We start from the raw sequence: 20,179 nt of genomic DNA on the forward strand, positions 1-20,179 counted from the left end.
TCTTGTTTTCTGCATAAACTCGCTAATATTGTCGCCTTACATTGCATAAGTATTTGTTATAAAAAATATTTAATATATTCATTTTCTATAAATCATCATAAGAAATTATTTCATCTCAAAGTTTCATTTGATTGCTTTTCATTCAATTTAATTATTGCGTGATCTGCCCCCCAAATAGCAAACAAAGCCGCCAAAGCCCCTACTATTAACGTTTATTTGACATATATTTAACAACCTACAGGAGAAAAAAAGCCATGAGCCAAATACACAAACACTCTATTCCCGCTAATATTGCGGAACGCTGCCTGATTAACCCGGAACAGTACCAGGCGCAGTATCAGCAGTCCGTCACTGACCCCGATGCCTTCTGGGGCGAGCAGGGCAAAATCCTTGACTGGATCAAACCCTATACTCGCGTGAAAAACACCTCTTTCGCGCCGGGCAACATTTCCATCAAATGGTACGAAGACGGCACGCTGAATCTGGCGGCTAACTGCCTCGATCGTCATCTGGCGGAGCGCGGTGACCAGACGGCGATCATCTGGGAAGGCGACGACGCCAGCCAGAGCAAAAATATCACTTATCGCGAGTTGCACCACGATGTCTGCCGCTTTGCCAACGTCCTGCTCGACCTCGGCATTAAAAAGGGCGACGTTGTTGCTATCTATATGCCGATGGTGCCGGAAGCAGCGGTGGCGATGCTGGCCTGCGCCCGCATCGGCGCTATCCACTCGGTAATTTTCGGCGGCTTCTCACCCGAAGCGGTTGCTGGTCGCATCATCGATTCAAACTCCCGTCTGGTTATTACCTCAGATGAAGGGCTACGCGCCGGTCGCGCAATCCCGCTGAAGAAAAACGTCGACGACGCGTTAAAAAACCCGAATGTGAAAAGTATTGAGAACGTCGTGGTGCTCAAACGCACCGGCGGCAAAATCGACTGGCAGGAAGGCCGCGACCTGTGGTGGAGCGACCTGATTGAGAAAGCCAGCGCGGAGCATCAGCCGGAAGAGATGAACGCCGAAGATCCGCTGTTTATCCTTTATACCTCCGGCTCGACCGGTAAACCAAAAGGCGTGCTGCACACCACCGGCGGTTACCTGGTCTATGCTGCCTCCACCTTTAAATACGTTTTCGACTATCATCCGGGCGATATCTACTGGTGTACCGCCGACGTTGGCTGGGTCACCGGCCACAGCTACCTGCTGTACGGCCCGCTGGCCTGCGGTGCGACGACGCTGATGTTTGAAGGCGTGCCAAACTGGCCAACCCCGGCGCGCATGTGTCAGGTGGTGGATAAACACCAAGTTAACATTCTCTATACCGCGCCAACGGCGATCCGTGCGCTGATGGCGGAAGGCGATAAAGCCATTGAGGGCACTGACCGCACTTCCCTGCGCATTCTGGGTTCCGTCGGCGAGCCGATTAACCCGGAAGCCTGGGAGTGGTACTGGAAGAAAATAGGCAACGAGAAATGTCCGGTGATGGACACCTGGTGGCAGACCGAAACCGGCGGCTTTATGATCACCCCGCTGCCGGGTGCCATTGAGCTGAAAGCTGGTTCCGCCACTCGCCCGTTCTTTGGCGTCCAGCCGGTACTGGTAGATAACGAAGGCACGCCGCTGGAAGGCGCGACCGAAGGCAACCTGGCCATCGCCGACTCCTGGCCGGGCCAGGCGCGCACGCTATTTGGCGACCATGAACGCTTCGAGCAGACCTACTTCTCCACCTTTAAAAATATGTACTTCAGCGGCGACGGCGCGCGTCGTGATGAAGATGGTTACTACTGGATCACCGGTCGCGTCGATGACGTACTGAACGTTTCCGGGCACCGTCTGGGTACCGCCGAAATTGAATCGGCGCTGGTGTCGCACCCGAAAATCGCTGAAGCGGCAGTGGTAGGCATTCCGCATAACATCAAAGGCCAGGCCATCTACGCCTATGTCACGCTCAATCATGGCGAAGAACCCTCGCCGGAGCTGTACGCAGAAGTACGTAACTGGGTACGCAAAGAGATTGGGCCACTGGCCACGCCGGACATCCTGCACTGGACCGATTCACTACCGAAAACCCGCTCGGGGAAAATCATGCGCCGTATTCTGCGCAAGATTGCCGCGGGCGATACCAGTAACCTTGGCGATACTTCAACGCTCGCCGATCCTGGCGTGGTGGAAAAACTGCTCGAAGAGAAGCAGGCCATCGCTATGCCATCATAAAAACCGATCCCCTACACCCTCTCCCCGTCAGGGGAGAGGACATAAAAATACTCCCCAAGGATTTCAGGTAGCAGGAAAGCGGTAAACAGGCTGATTCCCGACAGTTAACTGCCGGGCGGATGAGTGTTGCCGATGACTCGCGCGTGGATGACGAAAGGGAACCTCTGGAGACGCTACGATGAACGATCAGATTTGTCAGCGGATAGAAAATAGTGCGCATTTTAGGGAGCTTGTTGCAGCCCGGCAAAGGTTTGCCACCATCCTGTCACTGATTATGCTGGTGATTTATGTGGGCTTTATTTTGCTTATCGCCTTCGCCCCCGGCTGGTTGGGCACGCCACTGCATGCGGGAACCAGCGTCACCCGGGGTATTCCGATCGGTATCGGCGTGATTGTTATCTCTTTCGTACTAACCGGAATTTACGTCTGGCGGGCAAACGGTGAATTTGACCAGCTGACGAAGAGCATTCTCAGCGAGGTTAAAGCATCATGAAGAAAGTTCTGACGGCGCTCGCCGCCACGCTCCCTTTTACCGCCAACGCCGCAGACGCCATCACCGGCGCGGTACAGCGCCAGCCGACCAACTGGCAGGCGATTATCATGTTCCTGATTTTCGTCGCTCTGACGCTGTACATCACTTACTGGGCGTCAAAACGTGTGCGTTCGCGTAGCGATTACTACACCGCGGGCGGCAATATCACCGGCTTCCAGAACGGGCTGGCAATTGCCGGTGACTTTATGTCGGCGGCCTCGTTCCTCGGAATTTCCGCACTGGTGTACACCTCTGGCTACGACGGATTGATCTACTCCCTGGGCTTCCTGGTTGGCTGGCCGATTATCCTGTTCCTGATCGCCGAGCGCCTGCGTAACCTCGGGCGCTACACCTTTGCCGACGTGGCTTCTTATCGTCTCAAACAGGGGCCGATTCGTATCCTCTCCGCCTGCGGTTCGTTGGTGGTAGTGGCGCTGTATCTGATTGCTCAGATGGTCGGCGCGGGTAAGCTTATCCAACTGCTGTTCGGCCTCAACTACCACATCGCGGTGGTGCTGGTCGGCGTCCTGATGGTGCTCTACGTCCTGTTTGGCGGCATGCTCGCCACCACCTGGGTGCAGATTATCAAAGCGGTGCTGCTGCTGTTCGGCGCCAGTTTTATGGCCTTTATGGTGATGAAGCACGTCGGCTTCAGCTTCAATAATTTGTTCACCGAAGCGATGTCTGTCCATCCTAAGGGCTCAGCGATTATGAGCCCCGGCGGGCTGGTAAAAGACCCAATATCGGCACTGTCGCTCGGACTCGGCCTGATGTTCGGTACCGCGGGGTTGCCGCATATTCTGATGCGATTCTTCACCGTGAGCGACGCCAAAGAAGCGCGTAAAAGCGTGTTCTATGCCACCGGCTTTATGGGTTACTTCTATATTCTGACCTTTATCATCGGCTTCGGCGCCATCATGCTGGTGGGAGCCAATCCGGCATTTAAAGACGCGGCCGGGCAGCTTATCGGCGGCAACAACATGGCGGCGGTACATCTGGCGGATGCGGTCGGCGGCAACCTGTTCCTCGGCTTTATCTCAGCCGTTGCTTTCGCCACTATTCTGGCGGTGGTCGCTGGCCTGACGCTGGCGGGCGCATCAGCGGTATCTCACGATCTGTACGCTAACGTCTTTAAGAAAGGCGCAACCGAGCGCGAAGAGCTGAGAGTGTCGAAGATTACCGTGCTGATTCTGGGCGTGGTCGCGATTCTGCTGGGTATTCTATTTGAGAATCAAAACATCGCGTTTATGGTCGGCCTGGCGTTTTCCATCGCCGCAAGCTGTAACTTCCCGATTATCCTGCTGTCGATGTACTGGTCGAAGCTGACCACGCGCGGCGCGATGATTGGCGGCTGGCTGGGTCTGCTGACTGCGGTGATTCTGATGATCCTCGGTCCGACCATTTGGGTACAGATCCTCGGCCACGAGAAGGCGATATTCCCGTATGAATATCCGGCGCTGTTCTCCATCGCCGTTGCCTTTATCGGTATCTGGTTCTTCTCTGCGACCGATAGCTCAGCAGAAGGTTTACGCGAGCGCGAGTTGTTCCGCGCGCAGTTTATTCGTTCGCAGACCGGGATCGGTATCGAGAAAGGTCAGGCGCATTAATGATGACTTATTCCCCGGTCGGCAGACCGGGGAATTTTTATACGCTAGTTGTAGGTAAACGTTATTGTTCCGCTTGCGTTGGCAGTTCCCGGCGTCACTTCAGAACCGGTTTTGTAATAGTTGGTCGAAAAATACAGCGTGTCTGTCCCTGACGCACCACCGGTGTTATTTGGATCGGAGAAAATGGTGTAGCCGGCCTCTGCTTCAGAGTTCGTCACCGTTGTTCTATTGATCGGATCGAATACTCTGTAGGTGGACGTATTCACAGATAACGGCGTGCCGTTGAGATTCAACTGTACCCCTACACCGGTCGCCACATTCTCGCCGGGCGTTAGTGCAATCACGGTATGGTCCGGGTTATCGCCCTCTGCTTCCGTCGCGCTAATGCGCATTTGCACATTTGTTCCTGGCTCACAGGTCAGTGTGAGCGTTTGCTGGGCAGAACCGACTTTGTTAGAAAGATTAAATTCACTCGTTTTAACCGAACCCATTGGGAAATTCAGTGCGGTTGTGCTTGCCGTACATCCCATGGGAACGAGCTGAATATTGGTTGTACCACTGATATGCAGCTGAGAAATAACAAATTCACCCTCGCTGTCTTTAATTGCAACGGTTGATACCGGATCGGTAAAGCTTAGAGAACTATTACTGGCAATTTTCCCCCCTGTTGCAACGAGCTGTAGTTGGTATACGGGGGAATAATTCGTATGTGCATAGTGAACAAAAAGGGTCGTTTTTCCAAGAGAAAAATCAGCATCACCAATATGATGTTCACTGCTATCGGCATTAAATGGAGTAGAGCTACCTCCATATTCACCCGTAGTATTTAACCACACATTAACCCTGACACCAACTCCCGGCACCGATGTTGCGTAGATATTATTGCCAATGAGCGCATTAGCCATTCCTGATGTCCAGGTAAAGCGGGCATATAAATTACCGGTACAGTTGAGAACATCGGTTTGTGAATGGTATATTTTTCCTGAATCATAAATAACAGTCCCAGAAGAATAACTCCCGGCGCTAAGCAATATTTTAGGCGGTAAATTAGCGATAAACACATCACCACCATTTAACCCATAGTTACAGGCCCACACATAACACGGCGAAATTAATAAAAGAACGAGTAAAAAATATTTTTTCATATAAACCCCACCCAAAATCGTATCATTTATACGAAACATTAAAAGTGACTGTATATGCTACATTTCCCGCCGATACACGTCCGTAGGGTGTATACATTCTGGCGCTCATATCAAAAGTGTGCCCCGAGGAACTATCATTGAATATATAGGTATAGCTATCGTTCGGCCCCAAAGATATCTGTTCCTCAGCGCTTAGAAGTTGTAATCCAACACCCTTTGCACCATCAGTCAGCTCATTTTTATAAATCGCTGTATAGGTGCTATCAAACGGAATACCATTAAATGTTATCATGACTGAAGCCGTACCTGCTGAGCAATTATCAAAGACAAGTGCAACAGCTGTGGCCTCACTGGTTGCTCCTGGTTTGCCGATCAGATATTGAGAGGAAACCGTTCCCAGATCGATAGCATTGGATGGCCTCACAGAGACTTCACATACAGGCTCTTCAATGGTACCGGTGACATTAAAATTGACGGTACTCGTCGCATCATAAGCCCAGGCAGGAACAGTGCTGCTCAACAGAAACCCTATACCAGTAATCAATAATAGCATTCGAGATTTCATCGATGGTTTAGCATAATTTACCCGCATTGCTACCGTTCTTTCTTTCCGGTTTGAACCGAACATATTGATATTTATCATCGGCAGTCCGCTCCGTAAAAAATAATCTCGTCAACTGATTTATTAGATGACAAATCATACTTGAGATAGCACTGGGTATTTTGAGTATCACCCCACTTCACAAACAGCCGACCTTTTTCTGGGAGTCCGGTAAGATAGACCTGCCCGGAATCACCAACAATGGAACTTCTATTTTCTTTATGGTCCTGGCCTTCATCATCTAGCGTAATAACGGCGCCAAAAGGTACTGCCTTATTCTGGAAACGCAAGGTCATCATTACCTTATAACCAATCCAGGTATCATATTTTACCTTGACGATAGCGCTGCGCGTCGGTACCACCGTTCTGACGATATTATCAATTTCCGCGCCCGAAACCTGTTGTTCATCAAGTGAGAGATTATTTTCATGGTAGGCCCTTACGAAAGGTACCACAGCGTATCCAGCAGAATCGGTCATCACATTAGTCTGCCCGCGTACCGCTACATCGCTGACACCAGGGGCTTCAACTAACGCCACGCTCTCACCGAGGTAGCGAGAGAAAGTTACCCCGCCGGAGTGAGCAACCATCCCGCCGCGCAGCGAGTAATTATACCGCGAGCTATAGTTGTCATAGCCATATCCAGCAGTGGCTTCGCCTTTAGAACCTTGATAGTTCAGATTGACGTTCCCCGAGGTACTTTTGTCGTTTTCGTTATATCCTTCCTGCACATTCCAGTTCAGGGAACGGTCTGTAAAGGCAGTACCATTTAAACCAAGGCTATGCGTGGTATCTCCCTTTCGACTACTGCTCATATTGTAGTTAGCCGATATATCTGCACTGAAAGGTACGCTCACGGTGAGGGAAATAATATTATCGCTGGATGGTGAACTATCGCTGTTCTGGCTAGTGCTCTGCACATTTCGGTTATAGGAGTAGTTAATGAAATATGACACCCGACCAAAGGTGTTGCTATAACTAACGCCCAGAGACTCCATACGTGAATTATCCCAGTAGGACTCACTTACCAGTGAAAGGGAGAGCGAACCGTACCCTGAGAAAACCTGAGAAGCTGATGCGTCAAAACGATCTTTTGTCCGCCCATTTGAGGAACAACAGCCGCTGTAAGAATTCGCATTATCGATAAAATTTTGCAGCGAGTAATAGCCATGCGTTGAATAACGGTATCCCGCAACAGAAAAGTTGGTTCCCGTCAGAGGAAAATCTTTACTAAAACGCATGCGATAAGACTGACCCTCGCTGGATGACGTTTTATCCGATGCAGGATTCTCTTTTATATCAGCCCAGGATTGGGAAGCATCGAATGAGAGCGCTCCGACAGAACCCAGATTAAATCCGGCCCCAAGTAGCGCGTTGCTATATTTATCTTCCAGTTGCTGGAAACCACCGTATAACGTGACGTTACTCAATGCTCCCCAGGCAATGGAAGATTGCAGGAAATTGTATTCCTTTCCACCGGAGCTCCCGGAGCGAGTTTTACCACTGCTGAAAGCATAATCTATTTGCCCCTCACGCTGCAGAATCGCCAGCGAGGCAAAAGGCACAACAAAGCTCTGTGCGCTACCATCAGATTCTTTCACCGTCACATAGAGATCGCCTGCGCTCCCTGTTGGGTAAAGGTCGCTTATTTCGAATGCGCCAGGAGATACGGTGGTTTTATAGATACTGTATCCGTTCTGATAAACCGTCACGTCGGCGGTAGTACGAGCAATGCCTTTAATGACTGGCGCAAAGCCATTCAGGCTATCCGGCAGCATCTCTTTATCTGAGTTCAACTGTAGACCGGTAAAGCTGATACTGTCGAACACACCCGATGAGGTATAGGTCTGGCCCATTATCAACTGGCTTTTCAGGGCGTGGATATCACGTGAGATATAGCTGTAGACGGAGTCCCATTGATTACCATCATTATTATGATTGAGGGTGCTGTAATTTCGTAAACGCCATGGCCCAACGTTCAGACCCGGCTGTAGGCTGACAAACTGGCTGGACGTCGATTCGCCGCCGTGCCGAGGATCGGTTTTTTGCCCCGAAAGGTTGTAATTAAGCAGCCCGGCAGTGATGCCCTGCTGCCACCTGTTTTCAGCGACATAACCTTGCGGACGATGCTGCATAGCAACCTGAGGCAATGTAAAATCGACCCGCTGACGCGAAAGCTGCACCGCCGTTTCCCATCCAGGGATCGCAGACAGCTTTGCGCACCCGGAGCCAGCTGCCGTAAGTTCGGGGTAGTCTTCAGTTTTAATCGACCACTCTTTCAGGTGCGCGACGTTGATACACGGCTGAGCAGAAGAGTCATTACCTTCATTTTGCGGCTTGAAAATAACAGATTCAGAACCAATAAACTTGTCGTTAATATAGACATCGAGATTGTATTGACCCGGAGGGACTGACTCTTGGGAAATATAGGTCAAATCTACGACTGTCGCGCCGGTTTCGTTCACTTCCAGCAAATGGGGGTTAAAATACTCCCCTGCGACAGCCGGTAACGGAATTGAGCCAAGGCAACAAAGAATAGCTATATAACTGCGTTTCAATGAAAGTGCATCATTCCATCCAACGTTATTGAATGATGACCTTATATTTCGGTCCTGACATACCATAATCATTGATCACGCTCCATGTGACTTCCCTTTTCCCTGATGAAGATGCGCTTGCTACCGGTATTTTTATCGTTGAGTATGGGGCGACAAACCATGCTTCGGGTACGGCCTTGCCATTAACAAATATCCCTGAGAAATTCATATATAGTGGAGAGTTATTTTTCACCTTTAACTCTCGTCCTTCACTGGACCATTGTAGTTTCTCAGAGAAGTTTTCCGGAATAGCTTTTTTTAAGGCTGCGGGTCGATAAATAAGTTTAATTCGAGAGTTGATAGCAAACTGCACCATGTTCTTATCTGGTGCGTTATCCATTGCAGGAATACCTTTAATATTCAGCCAAACCATTGACTCCCTATCTTCCGGCAAAGGTTTTCCCGTTCGAAGGATTCGTACAAATCCTTGTTCACCCGCTTTCAAGCGAAACAAGGGAGGGGTTGTAATAAACGAATCTTTCGCTGGCGAGGTTTCATCCACAATGGAGAGCCAGGACTGTACTATATTTGTAACATTATCTTTATTTTGAACAGACACTGTGGTTGTCTTTTGTGTACCATCGAAGATAACACGTGTACCGCCAACAACCACACTGGCCTGCGATACCGAAATACAGGAAAACAAACAAACACAACATAATAATCTGTTCATAGCATTGTCCAAACAGGGAAAGCAAAATACTTTCCCTTTGATATATTGTTACTTAATTAATAATAGGTAACGTTATAGGTTACTGTCGTCAGCACCGGGCCTTTAGTCGGATCTGAAGCGCCAGATTTAGCCATTTTCACGGTAAACGGAACGGTGGCTTCGCCAGAGGAAATATCGACATCAGAACCTTCGGCATTATTCTTCTGAATAACCCCTGCGTTATCAAAAATAGCGACAGCAACATTGGTAGCTGGAGACGCTGAAGCCTGGTTTTTAAAGTAATCACTATTAAACGTATCAGCTTCACCACCAAAGGTAATTCTGGCTTTAGTCAGAGAACCTTCATCTGTAGGGCAACCGGTCAAAGTGAAAGAGAAGTTCTTCGCCGCGCTATAGGTATTCGCTTTTAAATCTGCTACTGAGACAGTCCCCATCTCAATCGCTGAAACGCCATTATCAATGGTAGCGGTACAAGTCGTATCGGAAACTGTCCCGGTAAACTTGATGGTGTTATCCGCATGGGACATTGCAACCAGAGAGCAGCCCGCAGATAAGGCCAGAATTTTAGCTAAAGTTTTTACATTGGTTTTCATTGGTATTCCCCTATTTATCCAGATTAACAATCAATCCATCAATTGTTTATGGCCATATATTAGAGAATGAACATGGATAACAACTTAGCTATAAGCTGTTGCATTCGCACGGGGAATGAATAACCTGCATTTAATATTTATCGAACTCATAAATGCAAGAGCTTTAGTTCCACATGAATCCATTCAATAATAAAAGCTCACGTCTCTAAGATAACCGAAAGTAGGAGTATTCTCAACAAGGTAAAAATATCTCGCTTAAGTATATAATTACCCACCATCAATAATTACGATGTATAATTTAAAATAAATAAGAAAAATCATGACATTATAAAATGAACACATTCACAAAAAAAATATAAAATAAAAATACATACCAAAAACAACTACAACCCCACTAAAAAATGAAACACTTAGTTACAATTCAAACGTAAAGCAATTAAGAATACTCGCAAAAAAACCAATAAAAAACACACCACTCTCTATTTAATATTAATATCGCAACTAATTAAATCATCAATTACATAAGTATACACATGTAGCGTTAATTAACGTTTTTTATTAAAAATACTTACTGTCCCATTATATCTCCCGGTCGATCCGCAAAGATAGTAATCGTGATGATGGTTAAATGATTATCAAAACATGCTCCAACGTACCAACGGCGCGGCCAGTACCATCACCACACCGGAAAGCATCATCACCAGGCTAGCGACCACGCCCTCCTGCGGTCCCAGCTCATAGGAACGCGCCGTTCCGGCACCGTGGGACGCCGCACCGAATCCCGCCCCTTTCGCCATCCCCTCGTGAATAGAAAGACGCAGAAACAGTACGTCGCCCACCGCCATACCAAATACCCCGGTCACGACCACAAACAGGGCGACTAAATCAGGCTGACCGCCCAGCGGTTTGGCTGCCGCTAACGCAAAGGGGGTCGTCACCGAGCGCACCGCCAGGCTGCGCTGGATCTCATCAGGCAGAGTAAACAATCGCGCCAGCCACACCGAACTGGTCACCGCAACAACCGATGCGGTAGTCACTCCAGCAGTCAGCGACAACCAGTGACGTTTAATAATCGCCAGGTTGTCATATACCGGCACGGCAAAAGCAATCGTTGCCGGGCCCAATAACCACAGCAGCCAGTGGGTTTCCCCGATATAGCTTTGATAAGAGATATGGCCGAATACCAGGATCAGCACCAGCAGGACTGGGGTAAAAACCAGCGGCATCAGCGGGAGCTTATGAAAGCGTCGATAGAGACGCTTGTTGGCAAAATAGAGCCCTAGCGTGACGATAAGACACAGAACGCTTAGCTGAAAATCACTCATGTTTCATCCTGCTCACTTCATAGCGATACACTTTATCGACCACCCACGCCGTCGTGCCCAGTACCATGGTGGTACTCAGCCCAATAACCAAAAAGATGCGCCAGCCATCAACCATCAGCAGTTGGGCGTAGTTCACGACCGCAACCACTGCTGGCACGAAAAACAGCAGCATTTCCGCCAGCAGCCAGCGGGCCCCGGCTCGCACCCAGTTTAAGGGGATAATTCGGCAAACAATCAGCGCCAGCAGCATCAGCATGCCCACCAGGTTCGCCGGAAGAGGCAAATGCAGCCAGTTAACTAAATATTCAGCGCAGACGAACAGTCCAGCGTAGATCAATACCTGAACCGATACCTGCAGGCGTTGCATGACGAAGGGTGTCACGCGAGCTGGCGCGGAGGCCATGAGCGGAATTCCTGAAAAAGATGACAGGCGTGCAGTATAGAGAGCCGCCAGGCCCGGTAGAAATGAATTAAAATCATCACAGGTATAGTCTCAGGGAATAATTATGGATATCCGAACGCTGCGTTATTTTGTTGAAGTGGTCCGCCAGCAGAGCTTTACCCGTGCGGCGGAGAAGCTATTCGTCACGCAGCCCACCATCAGCAAGATGCTCAAAAATCTGGAAGATGAACTGAACTGCACCCTGCTGATTCGCGATGGGCGCAAGCTGCTGTTGACCGATACCGGGCGGGTGGTCTTCGAGCGCGGCCAGGCTATTCTTGGTGAGTTTCATCAGTTGGAGTCGGAGCTGAGCGATATTAATCATCTGCACAAAGGTGTTCTGCGTCTGGGGATCCCGCCGATGGTGGGGATGTTGATGGCGGAACCGATTAGCCGCTTTCGCCAGCGCTACTCGGGCATTGAACTAAAGATTTCCGAGTTTGGTGGACTGACGGTGCAGCAGGCGGTAAGCAACGGCGAGCTGGATTTGGCGATGACGGCACTCCCCGTTGATGAGGCCAGCGGCCTGAGCACGCTGTCGTTGTTTAGTCATCCACTCTGCGTGCTGACCCCGAGAACAACGCAATGGGAAAGCATATCATCACTGTCTCCAAAGGCACTCACCGAGCATCCACTGGTGATTTACAACGAAGATTTTGCCCTCAGTCAGCAGTTGATGCAGCTTTTTACCCAGCATGAGGTTAAGCCGCGTATTGCGGTGCGTAGCGGGCAGTGGGATTTTCTGGCCGCAATGGTGCAAGCGGGGATTGGGATAGCGATTCTGCCGGAGCCGATTTGCCAGCGTCTCGATCCGCAAAGCTTTTGCTGGATACCGTTGCAGAGCGAGCTACGTTGGGAGCTGGGGATGATTTGGCGGGAGGGCGTGTATATGTCGCACAGCGCGCGGGCATGGCTGGAGTGTAGTAAGGCGTTCTGGCTGGAGTGAGCTCCCGGGTTGCGGCGTAAACACCTTACCCGGGCTACAGTCTGAGGGACGGTAACCCGGACAAGGCGCGTCAGGCGCCGCCTCCGGGGAACAGATACGGAGTTACTGATCTTCGATTAACAGCGCCTCCAGCAGGTCAAGATCGTGCAACATCTTCTGCAGCGTCTCGTTGCTGATCTGCCGGGTGGCACGCAGGTGGTATAGCTCCCCGCGCTCTGAACGCAGCGCCGCCAGGCGGAACCTGCGTTCGAGGCTCTCTTCCAGCATCGACGTTTCCACATCGTTACGTCCATCGACCCGACGACGCAGGTTACCAATTACCCGCGAACTGACCTCGGTCAGCAGCTGATTATCGATATTCTCTTTGGTGTCCGATGCCAGGCGCTCTTCCATTTTCTGAATCGCGACAATCGCCACGTCCGCCGTTGCCGCCCGCGCCAGACGCTCTTCTTTGCGCTGCTGAACGTGGTCGCTCGACTCGATATGCCGCAGCAGAATCGGCAGCGCAATCACACCAACAAACAGGGAGAACAGAATCACCCCGGCGGCAAGGAACACCAGCTCATAGCGCGCCGGGAAGACGTTACCGTCCGGCAACAGCAGAGGAATCGACAGCACACCGGCAAGAGTAATCGCCCCACGCACCCCGGCGACGGAGGAGATCAGCAGCTCACGCGTGGTCCAGGAGCCAAACTCCATCGGTTTCTTTTTCAGGAAGCGCTGGCTCAATTTACGCATCGTCCACAGCCAGCCAAAGCGCACCAGCATCAGGGCGGCGTAAATCAGGATGATATCGGTAAACAGCATCCAGGTTTCAACGTTCGGATCCGCCTCTGCCGCCACCAGCGAGCTCGACAGAATATCCGGCAACTGCAGGCCCAACAACAGGAAAACCATGCCGTTAAACACGAACTCCAGCATCGCCCAGGTGCTGTTCGCACGCAGGCGCATCGCCAGCGGTGCGCTGCGCATCACGCCGGAACGGGTGATGGTCATCCCCGCAGCCACCGCCGCCAGGATCCCGGAGAAGCCAATATGTTCTGCGATCAAGTAGGATGCGAACGGCAGCAGGAACAGCAGCACAATCTGCGTTGCCGGTTCATCGCCGCCCCAACGGCTAAGAAAGCGCATTGAGCGCCCGTACAGCCAGCTGACCACGAAGCCCGCGAGAATACCGCCGACCGCTACTTTGAAAAACTCCACCGTCGCTCCGCCGACGGTAAAAACCATCGTGCCCATCGCTACCGCGACGGCAAACTTCAGGGAGACCAGGCCGGAGGCGTCGTTCATCAGCGCCTCCCCCTGCAAAATCCCCATAATTTTTTTCGGAATGCGCCCTTCACCAACAATCCCTGAGAGCGCTACGGCATCCGTCGGTGACAGCACCGCCGCCAGCGCGAAGGCCGGTATCAGCGGAATGCCCGGTACGATCCAGTAGATGAGGTAGCCAATACCGACCACCGTCACCAGCACAAGCGCCAGCGCCAGACCAAATATTTCTCGCCCATGCTCAATGAACTCGCGGGTTGGCGTCTTCCAGCCATCAGCAAATAGCAGCGGCGGGATAAACAGAACCAGAAAGAGTTCAGGGTCGAATTCGACGTGCAGTCCAAAGGTAGGCCAGGCCAGCATCGCGCCAATGCCTATTTGGATTAAAGGTAGTGGAACCTGAAAGGGCAGTACGCGTGTAACCACCCCGGAGAGAGAGACCACGAGGGTCATGATGAGTATGGTAAAGAATATTTCCATGTGTTCCCTGTTTGCTACGTTTTCTTTTTTTACATCTGAGGCGTCATGTCTCGGAATGGTACGCTACTCAGATTAACGCAAAAGGAAACAGGATGTGGCTTAAAAATAAATCGGGCGGCCAAAGCCGCCCGTGATTAGCAGAAAAAGTTAAATCGCCCAGCCGCCAGCGTAGAAAATAACCAGCGCCGCCGCGATGATCACCGTCCCCAGGTTCAGCTTGCGCCACTCCCCGGACACCAGACGACCAATCACCAGTGAAGCAAAGCCAATCATGATGCCGGTAACAATGTTACAGGTCAGCACGATAAAGACCGCCGTAATCAGGCCCGCCATCGCATCGACAAAATCGTTAAAGTCGATTTTCGCCACGTTGCTCAGCATCAACAAGCCTACGTACATCAGCGCCGGAGCCGTCGCGTACGCCGGTACCAGATAAGAGAGCGGAGAGAGGAACAGGATCAGCAGGAACAGCACGCCAACGGTTACCGCAGTCAGGCCGGTTTTACCGCCCGCGGCAGTACCTGCGGCTGACTCGATATAGACCGCTGCCGGAGCCGCGCCGACCAGACCAGAGAAGACGCTGCTCAGGGAGTCAGTGGTCAATGCTTTGCCGCCATTGATAATCTGCCCGTCTTTATCCAGCAAGTTTGCCTGACCGGCCACCGCGCGGATGGTGCCAGTCGCATCAAATACTGCGGTCATCACCAACGCCAGCACGCTCGGCAGAACGATGGGGTTCAGCGCGCCCACGATATCCAGGCTACCGATCAGCGAGTTGCCCTTATCGTCGCTCAGCGACGGCATAGCGAAAACACCGGAGAAGTGAACGTTAGGATCGAAAATCAGACCGATAATCGACACGCCGATAATCGTCAGCAGGATACCGCCCGGCACTTTGAGTTTTTCGAGGCCGATAATCACCGCCAGCCCCACCAGCGACATAATCACCGGGAAGCTGTCGAAATTACCCAACGCCACCGGCAGGCCGTCCAGCGGGTTTTTAATAACCAGACCAACGCCGTTGGCGGCGATCAGCAGCAGAAACAGTCCGATACCAATCCCCGTGCCGTGCGCAACGCCCTGCGGCAGATTACGCAAGATCCAGCTACGAATACCGGTTGCGGAAATCACGGTAAACAGCACGCCCATCAGGAACACGGCACCCAACGCTACCGGAATACTGATCTGTTGGCCCAACACCAGGCTAAAGGCGGTAAAGGCGGTCAGCGAGATGGCGCAGCCAATCGCCAGCGGCAGGTTCGCCCACAGCCCCATCACCAGCGAGCCGACGCCCGCTACCAGACAGGTGGAGACAAATACCGCCGCCGGTGGGAAACCTGCTTTACCGAGCATACCCGGCACGACGATGACGGAGTACACCATCGCCAGGAAGGTCGTAAGACCGGCAACGATTTCCTGACGCACGGTGCTGCCGCGAGCAGAAATTTTAAACCAGGCGTCCAATGAACCGCCGGTACGCGCTGAAGGCGTAGACATAGAAAACTTCCCCTGAGAATTTTTATCGTTCGTTTGGATGCGAGGTGGACCATCCACTGCCAGTTAAACGCGATCTCCTTGTGCTACATCGCAGCGCCAGGGGCTGTGAAAAGCAAACGTTTAACTCCGCGCATACAATACGGTGTGAAGAATGACTTTGCTCCCCCCTGTTAGCAGAGGAAATGATGAGCAAAATAAAAAGGCAAACGATTATCCAGCCTTTAGATGGGCCTTTTCAACTGAAGATTGCCGTATTTCGCTAAATTTCGCTTATGACGTTCAGGAAATAACCAGCCGATGCGCAAACGTTATCGTCCATGCGCAATCCGGTAACATTTTTGCATTGCACTGATAGCAATTTTTTCCAGTCATCGGCTTTAGTAATGCTTCACCCACCGGGTAAGGTAAAAGGACCACCGCGCTCAATCGCACTCTGCCACGCCGGGCGCTGCTCTATGCGCTGTACCCACTGCGTCAGATGCGGAAAATCCTCCACGCCACCGCGCGCCAGCAGCGCCATTGCCGGAAAGCTCATCTGGATATCCGCCATACTCAGTTCGGCTCCGGCAAACCAGCGCTGGCGGGAAAGGTGCTCTTCAATAAAACGGGCGTGCGTTTCCACTTGCCGATCAAGCCAGGCTTTTTGTACGCCTTTGCCTAACGCATTGCCCAGAGTGCGCATGCCAAAAGGAACCGGCGGCTTGCCCAGGCTGGCGAACACCAGTTTCATCAGCATCAGAGGCATCAACGAACCTTCAGCGTAGTGCAGCCAAAAACGATATTGCAGCTTATCTTCTATCGACTGCGGCCTGAACCGCTGAATGCTGTCATAGGTCTCCTGCAAATATTCCAGGATTGCGCCGGATTCCGCGAGGATGTAGCCGTTATCTTCCACCACCGGCGATTTACCTAGCGGATGAATATCTTTTAACTCCGCCGGGGCGAGCATATTTTTCCCCCGCTGATAAGAGACTATCTGGTAAGGCAGTTGCAGCTCTTCCAGCGCCCATAACACGCGCTGCGATCGCGACTGATTAAGATGATGTACCGTCAACATGGGCTTCTCCCGCTGTTTGTTCAAATTAACTATAGGAACAGGCGGCGAATGACGGAAATTTTCCGGCAAACCAAAGAGGAAAAATCAGCGGGAAGTGCCACACTTAAGTTGTCGGCACAAACCGGAACCTCAATCAACACATTGCGCAATACCGAGGGGAGCCGACGTCGGGGGAAACCCTCCTGCGAAGCAGCGGGATAGTGCGAAAGACCAAGACCGGAAAACAACTAAAGCGCCCTGTTGTGGCGCTTTAGTTTTTTTTACTCCTCTTCCAACAGCCGCGCGCCGGTCCCCTCTTCGCCCAGCTTATCGCCGGGATTACGTAACGGGCAGTCGCGGCGCGACAGGCAGCCGCAGCCGATGCAGCCATCCAGTTGATCGCGCAGTGCGGTCAGGGTATGGATGCGCCGATCCAATTCCTCCCGCCACTGGGAAGACAACATCTTCCACTCTTTGGCGCTGAGGTTATGCCCTTCCGGTAACACGCCGAACGCATCGCCGATGGTCGCCAGCGGAATACCAATACGTTGCGCAATTTTAATGATCGCCACTGCGCGCAGGACATCACGCCGATAGCGCCGCTGATTACCGGCGTTACGCTGGCTGTGAATCAGCCCCTTACTTTCATAAAAATGCAGCGCGGAGACAGCAACACCGGTTCGTTTTGCCACTTCGCCGGGGGTCAGCAGCATTTTGATGCGAGGGGATTTCTTTTCCATAAAGCGCTTTACCTCAAGTTAACTTGAGGAATTATACTCGCCCACAGACAAAACGACGAATCGAGAATTGAGAGAGGCCGCAATATGTCCCATCACGATATTATCCAAACGCTTATTGAATGGATTGATGAACATATCGATCAACCACTTAACATTGATGTAGTCGCCAGAAAATCGGGCTATTCGAAATGGTATCTCCAGCGGATGTTTCGCGCAGTGATGCATCAAACCCTGGGGGATTACATTCGCCAGCGCCGCTTGCTGCTTGCCGCAGAAGCGTTAAGAACGACTCAGCGCCCGATTTTTGATATCGCGATGGATCTCGGCTACGTGTCGCAACAAACATTTTCGCGGGTTTTCCGCCGCGAGTTCGACCGCACGCCCAGCGCCTATCGCCATCAAATCTCCGCGTGAAGATGTTGTTGATGCGGGCAAAGGCTGGTGCGGGCGTTAGTCAGCCACTGCATAAACTCCAGCGGTGGCATCGCTTTCGCAAAGTGCCAGCCCTGACAGTATTGCACGCCGTGCTTTTGTAACCACGCCACCTGGTCGGCCGTTTCAACCCCTTCGGCAACGATCTTTAAATGCAAGCTGTTAGCCATCTGAATAATATGTTCAGCAATCAGGTGGCTGGTACTGTTGTTCGTTAGCGCATCAACGAAGGATTTATCAATCTTGAGGATGTCAACGTTCAACGAATGGAGGTTGTGCAGGTTGGAGTAGCCGGTACCAAAATCATCAATCGCAATTTCATACCCCGCGTCGCGGAAGGCCTGAATCACCGGAGTGGTTTTCGGCACATCGATAAACCCGCGCTCAGTCACTTCGATTTTAACCTGCCCCACGCTAATTGCATGGCGGTGAACCTTTTCGTTGATGTGCTCAATCAATCTCGCGGAGTGGAAATCCGAAGCCGAAAGGTTGATTGCCACGTATAAATGCGGGTGCCGTGCCAGAAACTCGCCCATATCGGCGAACACCTCATCCACCACATAGTCCGCGACCTGCGCAATCATCCCCTCATTTTCCGCCAACGGGATAAACTCCGCCGGGCTCATCACCGGGCCATCAAATCCAGGCCAGCGCAGCAGTGCCTCGGCACCCACGCAGCAATTATTTTTGATATCCATGATCGGCTGGTAGTGCAGGCACAGTTGGCGACGGCTTAGCGCCCGCTGCAGCATGCTACGCGGAGAATGATACTGCTGTCGGGTACGTGACCACACCAGCAAAAGCAAGACGCTACAAATCAGCCCTAACGGCAGAGTCAGCGTCGCCTGATTATAAAAATTCTGGTAATAGCTGACCCGCGAGGTGGACATAATGACGGCTATCGGGCGAACGGTGGAATGGGCAATGGTATAAACGCGTCCATCCTGATGAAAAAACGCCTCTTCATCACGGATCAACCGATGCAGTTGACCGGAGTCTGCATTCGTACTGACGGAAAAAAACTGGTTGGTTTTGGTATCAAAAACGCCCCAGGCCAGATCGCGGTCGCTGGTTATCAACGCGCTAAAGGAAAGCGGATGAATCACCGCCACATAATGACCGCGCTGCATATAGTTCATGGCATAGCTGGGATAGAAAGGGGTTTCGCGGTAGTAGTAAATCGCAATATCCGGCTTTTTAGTATACGTTGCAGCCGGAATGCGCCATCCGGCCTGGCGGCGTACCGCAGTCGAACAGAAAAAATGCGAGCCATTGGCATAGATTAAATCGTCGATATAGAGCAGGCCGCGAACAATACTCAACATATATTGCTGATGCTGCGGCGAGCATAGCTCTCCCTGATATAACCTGGCTTTATCGCGCGCCTCATCGGCTTCACGAATGACCACCTCCGTTTTTTGCAGCGCCAGCTTAGAAAACACCCGTAGTTGATCGGTGGTTTCCGCTTTGGCGCGTATTTGTGCAAACCACAATGCCAGCATCACCGGCAGCAGAATAACCAGCACGATGCCAAATACTCTTAACGCCTTATGTGGCGAGCTATGACTCATTTCCGCTTTTTATCCATGCGATACGCCTTAATCAAGGTGAAAGGCCCCGATGACTCTGCTTACTGTGATATGAATCAGGGCAATTCAGCAACCCACACTTTGACGTAAAAACCTCATGACTATGAATCATGAATAATACTGACTTATAGAAGGCTGGAGAAACATTCTCAACATAATGAGATTAGCTCCACTGTCTCATTCGGTTTATCCGTATAATTGGCGGGAATAAGTAATAAAATCCGCAGAACATAAACGCTAATAAAAAAGAATTGCGGCTGGCTATCGTTTATAATCGCCTTCTGAATGAAAGATACATCCCTTCCTCTCTTATTAACCACTCAAATAAAGTGGTTAATAAGCGCAAGAAAAGTACTTTTTTTGGCTGGTGAATAAAAGAGCAATTGTGATATAGTTCACATTAGTTGATGAAACAAGAACGTTGTTTCATTACTCTCTTGTTTGCCTGTAGATAGCCAGAGC

General features: G+C 51.2%; 17 protein-coding genes. 5 read left to right on the top strand and 12 right to left on the bottom strand.

Annotation, left to right across the window (positions count from 1 at the left end; all coding sequences use genetic code 11):
• Positions 1-254 precede the first annotated feature (254 nt).
• The 3 genes from acs (at position 255) to actP (ending at position 4,352) form a co-directional block, all read left to right on the top strand.
• Positions 255-2,213: an acetate--CoA ligase gene (gene acs, locus QVF11_RS14510; protein WP_142515018.1), complete on the top strand. Its 1,959-nt coding sequence runs from the start codon at positions 255-257 to the stop codon at positions 2,211-2,213.
• A gap of 178 nt (positions 2,214-2,391) precedes the next feature.
• A complete protein-coding gene (locus tag QVF11_RS14515; RefSeq protein ID WP_110274548.1) occupies positions 2,392-2,706 on the top strand; it encodes a DUF485 domain-containing protein in 315 nt (104 codons plus the stop codon).
• Positions 2,703-4,352, top strand: coding sequence for a cation/acetate symporter ActP (gene actP / locus QVF11_RS14520; protein WP_287857906.1), 1,650 nt, complete (start codon positions 2,703-2,705; stop codon positions 4,350-4,352). Before QVF11_RS14515 ends, actP begins: the two co-directional genes overlap by 4 nt.
• 44 nt (positions 4,353-4,396) lie before the next feature.
• Here actP and QVF11_RS14525 read toward each other — a convergent pair whose 3' ends face one another.
• From QVF11_RS14525 to QVF11_RS14555, 7 genes are all read right to left on the bottom strand, one after another.
• A complete protein-coding gene (locus QVF11_RS14525) occupies positions 4,397-5,497 on the bottom strand; it encodes a type 1 fimbrial protein (protein WP_287857909.1) in 1,101 nt (366 codons plus the stop codon).
• 22 nt (positions 5,498-5,519) lie between these two features.
• A complete protein-coding gene (locus QVF11_RS14530; protein WP_287857912.1) occupies positions 5,520-6,140 on the bottom strand; it encodes a fimbrial protein in 621 nt (206 codons plus the stop codon).
• Positions 6,137-8,728, bottom strand: coding sequence for a fimbria/pilus outer membrane usher protein (locus QVF11_RS14535; protein ID WP_287857914.1), 2,592 nt, complete (start codon positions 8,726-8,728; stop codon positions 6,137-6,139). Before QVF11_RS14535 ends, QVF11_RS14530 begins: the two co-directional genes overlap by 4 nt.
• The gene (locus tag QVF11_RS14540) at positions 8,682-9,368 is read right to left on the bottom strand and encodes a fimbrial assembly chaperone (RefSeq protein WP_287857917.1); all 687 of its coding nucleotides are present in this window, start codon (positions 9,366-9,368) and stop codon (positions 8,682-8,684) included. Before QVF11_RS14540 ends, QVF11_RS14535 begins: the two co-directional genes overlap by 47 nt.
• Positions 9,369-9,424: 56 nt before the next feature.
• Positions 9,425-9,961: a fimbrial protein gene (locus QVF11_RS14545; protein WP_287857920.1), complete on the bottom strand. Its 537-nt coding sequence runs from the start codon at positions 9,959-9,961 to the stop codon at positions 9,425-9,427.
• 635 nt (positions 9,962-10,596) lie between these two features.
• On the bottom strand, positions 10,597-11,286 hold the full coding sequence (locus QVF11_RS14550; protein WP_112215865.1) for an LrgB family protein: 690 nt from the start codon (positions 11,284-11,286) through the stop codon (positions 10,597-10,599).
• Positions 11,279-11,689 (bottom strand): CidA/LrgA family protein, encoded by a 411-nt coding sequence (locus QVF11_RS14555; protein WP_112215866.1) that lies wholly within the window; start codon positions 11,687-11,689, stop codon positions 11,279-11,281. Before QVF11_RS14555 ends, QVF11_RS14550 begins: the two co-directional genes overlap by 8 nt.
• A gap of 103 nt (positions 11,690-11,792) precedes the next feature.
• On the opposite strand from QVF11_RS14555, the gene QVF11_RS14560 reads away from it, so the two are divergent.
• The gene (locus QVF11_RS14560; protein WP_112215867.1) at positions 11,793-12,674 is read left to right on the top strand and encodes a LysR family transcriptional regulator; all 882 of its coding nucleotides are present in this window, start codon (positions 11,793-11,795) and stop codon (positions 12,672-12,674) included.
• Between the two features lie 102 nt (positions 12,675-12,776).
• Here QVF11_RS14560 and QVF11_RS14565 read toward each other — a convergent pair whose 3' ends face one another.
• From QVF11_RS14565 to soxR, 4 genes are all read right to left on the bottom strand, one after another.
• A complete protein-coding gene (locus QVF11_RS14565) occupies positions 12,777-14,423 on the bottom strand; it encodes a Na+/H+ antiporter (protein WP_112215868.1) in 1,647 nt (548 codons plus the stop codon).
• A 147-nt stretch (positions 14,424-14,570) separates the two neighbouring features.
• Positions 14,571-15,920: an NCS2 family permease gene (locus QVF11_RS14570; protein ID WP_112215869.1), complete on the bottom strand. Its 1,350-nt coding sequence runs from the start codon at positions 15,918-15,920 to the stop codon at positions 14,571-14,573.
• Positions 15,921-16,308: 388 nt separating this feature from the next.
• Positions 16,309-16,977 carry a glutathione S-transferase family protein gene (locus tag QVF11_RS14575; RefSeq protein WP_287857925.1) on the bottom strand — a complete coding sequence of 223 codons (669 nt, stop codon included), beginning with the start codon at positions 16,975-16,977 and terminating at the stop codon, positions 16,309-16,311.
• Positions 16,978-17,237: 260 nt separating this feature from the next.
• Positions 17,238-17,696 (bottom strand): redox-sensitive transcriptional activator SoxR, encoded by a 459-nt coding sequence (gene soxR / locus QVF11_RS14580; protein WP_004206331.1) that lies wholly within the window; start codon positions 17,694-17,696, stop codon positions 17,238-17,240.
• A gap of 84 nt (positions 17,697-17,780) precedes the next feature.
• Here soxR and soxS point away from each other — a divergent pair, with 84 nt between their 5' ends.
• On the top strand, positions 17,781-18,110 hold the full coding sequence (soxS, locus tag QVF11_RS14585) for a superoxide response transcriptional regulator SoxS (protein ID WP_110274562.1): 330 nt from the start codon (positions 17,781-17,783) through the stop codon (positions 18,108-18,110).
• Here the strand turns inward: soxS and QVF11_RS14590 are convergent.
• A complete protein-coding gene (locus QVF11_RS14590) occupies positions 18,095-19,699 on the bottom strand; it encodes an EAL domain-containing protein (RefSeq protein ID WP_287857927.1) in 1,605 nt (534 codons plus the stop codon). The genes soxS and QVF11_RS14590 overlap by 16 nt on opposite strands.
• Positions 19,700-20,179 lie beyond the last annotated feature (480 nt).

It is taken from the genome of Klebsiella sp. (assembly GCF_027492335.1).
In the GTDB taxonomy this organism is placed as follows: Bacteria; Pseudomonadota; Gammaproteobacteria; order Enterobacterales; family Enterobacteriaceae; genus Klebsiella; species Klebsiella huaxiensis.

What these genes read in the sequence shown, in the direction of transcription:
- QVF11_RS14545 (WP_287857920.1), bottom strand. Translation starts at nt 9,961, where the DNA reads ATGAAAACCAATGTAAAAACTTTAGCTAAAATTCTGGCCTTATCTGCG.
- QVF11_RS14530 (WP_287857912.1), bottom strand. Translation starts at nt 6,140, where the DNA reads ATGATAAATATCAATATGTTCGGTTCAAACCGGAAAGAAAGAACGGTA.
- QVF11_RS14575 (WP_287857925.1), bottom strand. Translation starts at nt 16,977, where the DNA reads ATGTTGACGGTACATCATCTTAATCAGTCGCGATCGCAGCGCGTGTTA.
- QVF11_RS14555 (WP_112215866.1), bottom strand. Translation starts at nt 11,689, where the DNA reads ATGGCCTCCGCGCCAGCTCGCGTGACACCCTTCGTCATGCAACGCCTG.
- QVF11_RS14565 (WP_112215868.1), bottom strand. Translation starts at nt 14,423, where the DNA reads ATGGAAATATTCTTTACCATACTCATCATGACCCTCGTGGTCTCTCTC.
- QVF11_RS14560 (WP_112215867.1), top strand. Translation starts at nt 11,793, where the DNA reads ATGGATATCCGAACGCTGCGTTATTTTGTTGAAGTGGTCCGCCAGCAG.
- soxR (WP_004206331.1), bottom strand. Translation starts at nt 17,696, where the DNA reads ATGGAAAAGAAATCCCCTCGCATCAAAATGCTGCTGACCCCCGGCGAA.
- acs (WP_142515018.1), top strand. Translation starts at nt 255, where the DNA reads ATGAGCCAAATACACAAACACTCTATTCCCGCTAATATTGCGGAACGC.
- soxS (WP_110274562.1), top strand. Translation starts at nt 17,781, where the DNA reads ATGTCCCATCACGATATTATCCAAACGCTTATTGAATGGATTGATGAA.
- QVF11_RS14540 (WP_287857917.1), bottom strand. Translation starts at nt 9,368, where the DNA reads ATGAACAGATTATTATGTTGTGTTTGTTTGTTTTCCTGTATTTCGGTA.
- QVF11_RS14535 (WP_287857914.1), bottom strand. Translation starts at nt 8,728, where the DNA reads ATGATTATGGTATGTCAGGACCGAAATATAAGGTCATCATTCAATAAC.
- QVF11_RS14550 (WP_112215865.1), bottom strand. Translation starts at nt 11,286, where the DNA reads ATGAGTGATTTTCAGCTAAGCGTTCTGTGTCTTATCGTCACGCTAGGG.
- actP (WP_287857906.1), top strand. Translation starts at nt 2,703, where the DNA reads ATGAAGAAAGTTCTGACGGCGCTCGCCGCCACGCTCCCTTTTACCGCC.
- QVF11_RS14525 (WP_287857909.1), bottom strand. Translation starts at nt 5,497, where the DNA reads ATGAAAAAATATTTTTTACTCGTTCTTTTATTAATTTCGCCGTGTTAT.
- QVF11_RS14570 (WP_112215869.1), bottom strand. Translation starts at nt 15,920, where the DNA reads ATGTCTACGCCTTCAGCGCGTACCGGCGGTTCATTGGACGCCTGGTTT.
- QVF11_RS14590 (WP_287857927.1), bottom strand. Translation starts at nt 19,699, where the DNA reads ATGAGTCATAGCTCGCCACATAAGGCGTTAAGAGTATTTGGCATCGTG.
- QVF11_RS14515 (WP_110274548.1), top strand. Translation starts at nt 2,392, where the DNA reads ATGAACGATCAGATTTGTCAGCGGATAGAAAATAGTGCGCATTTTAGG.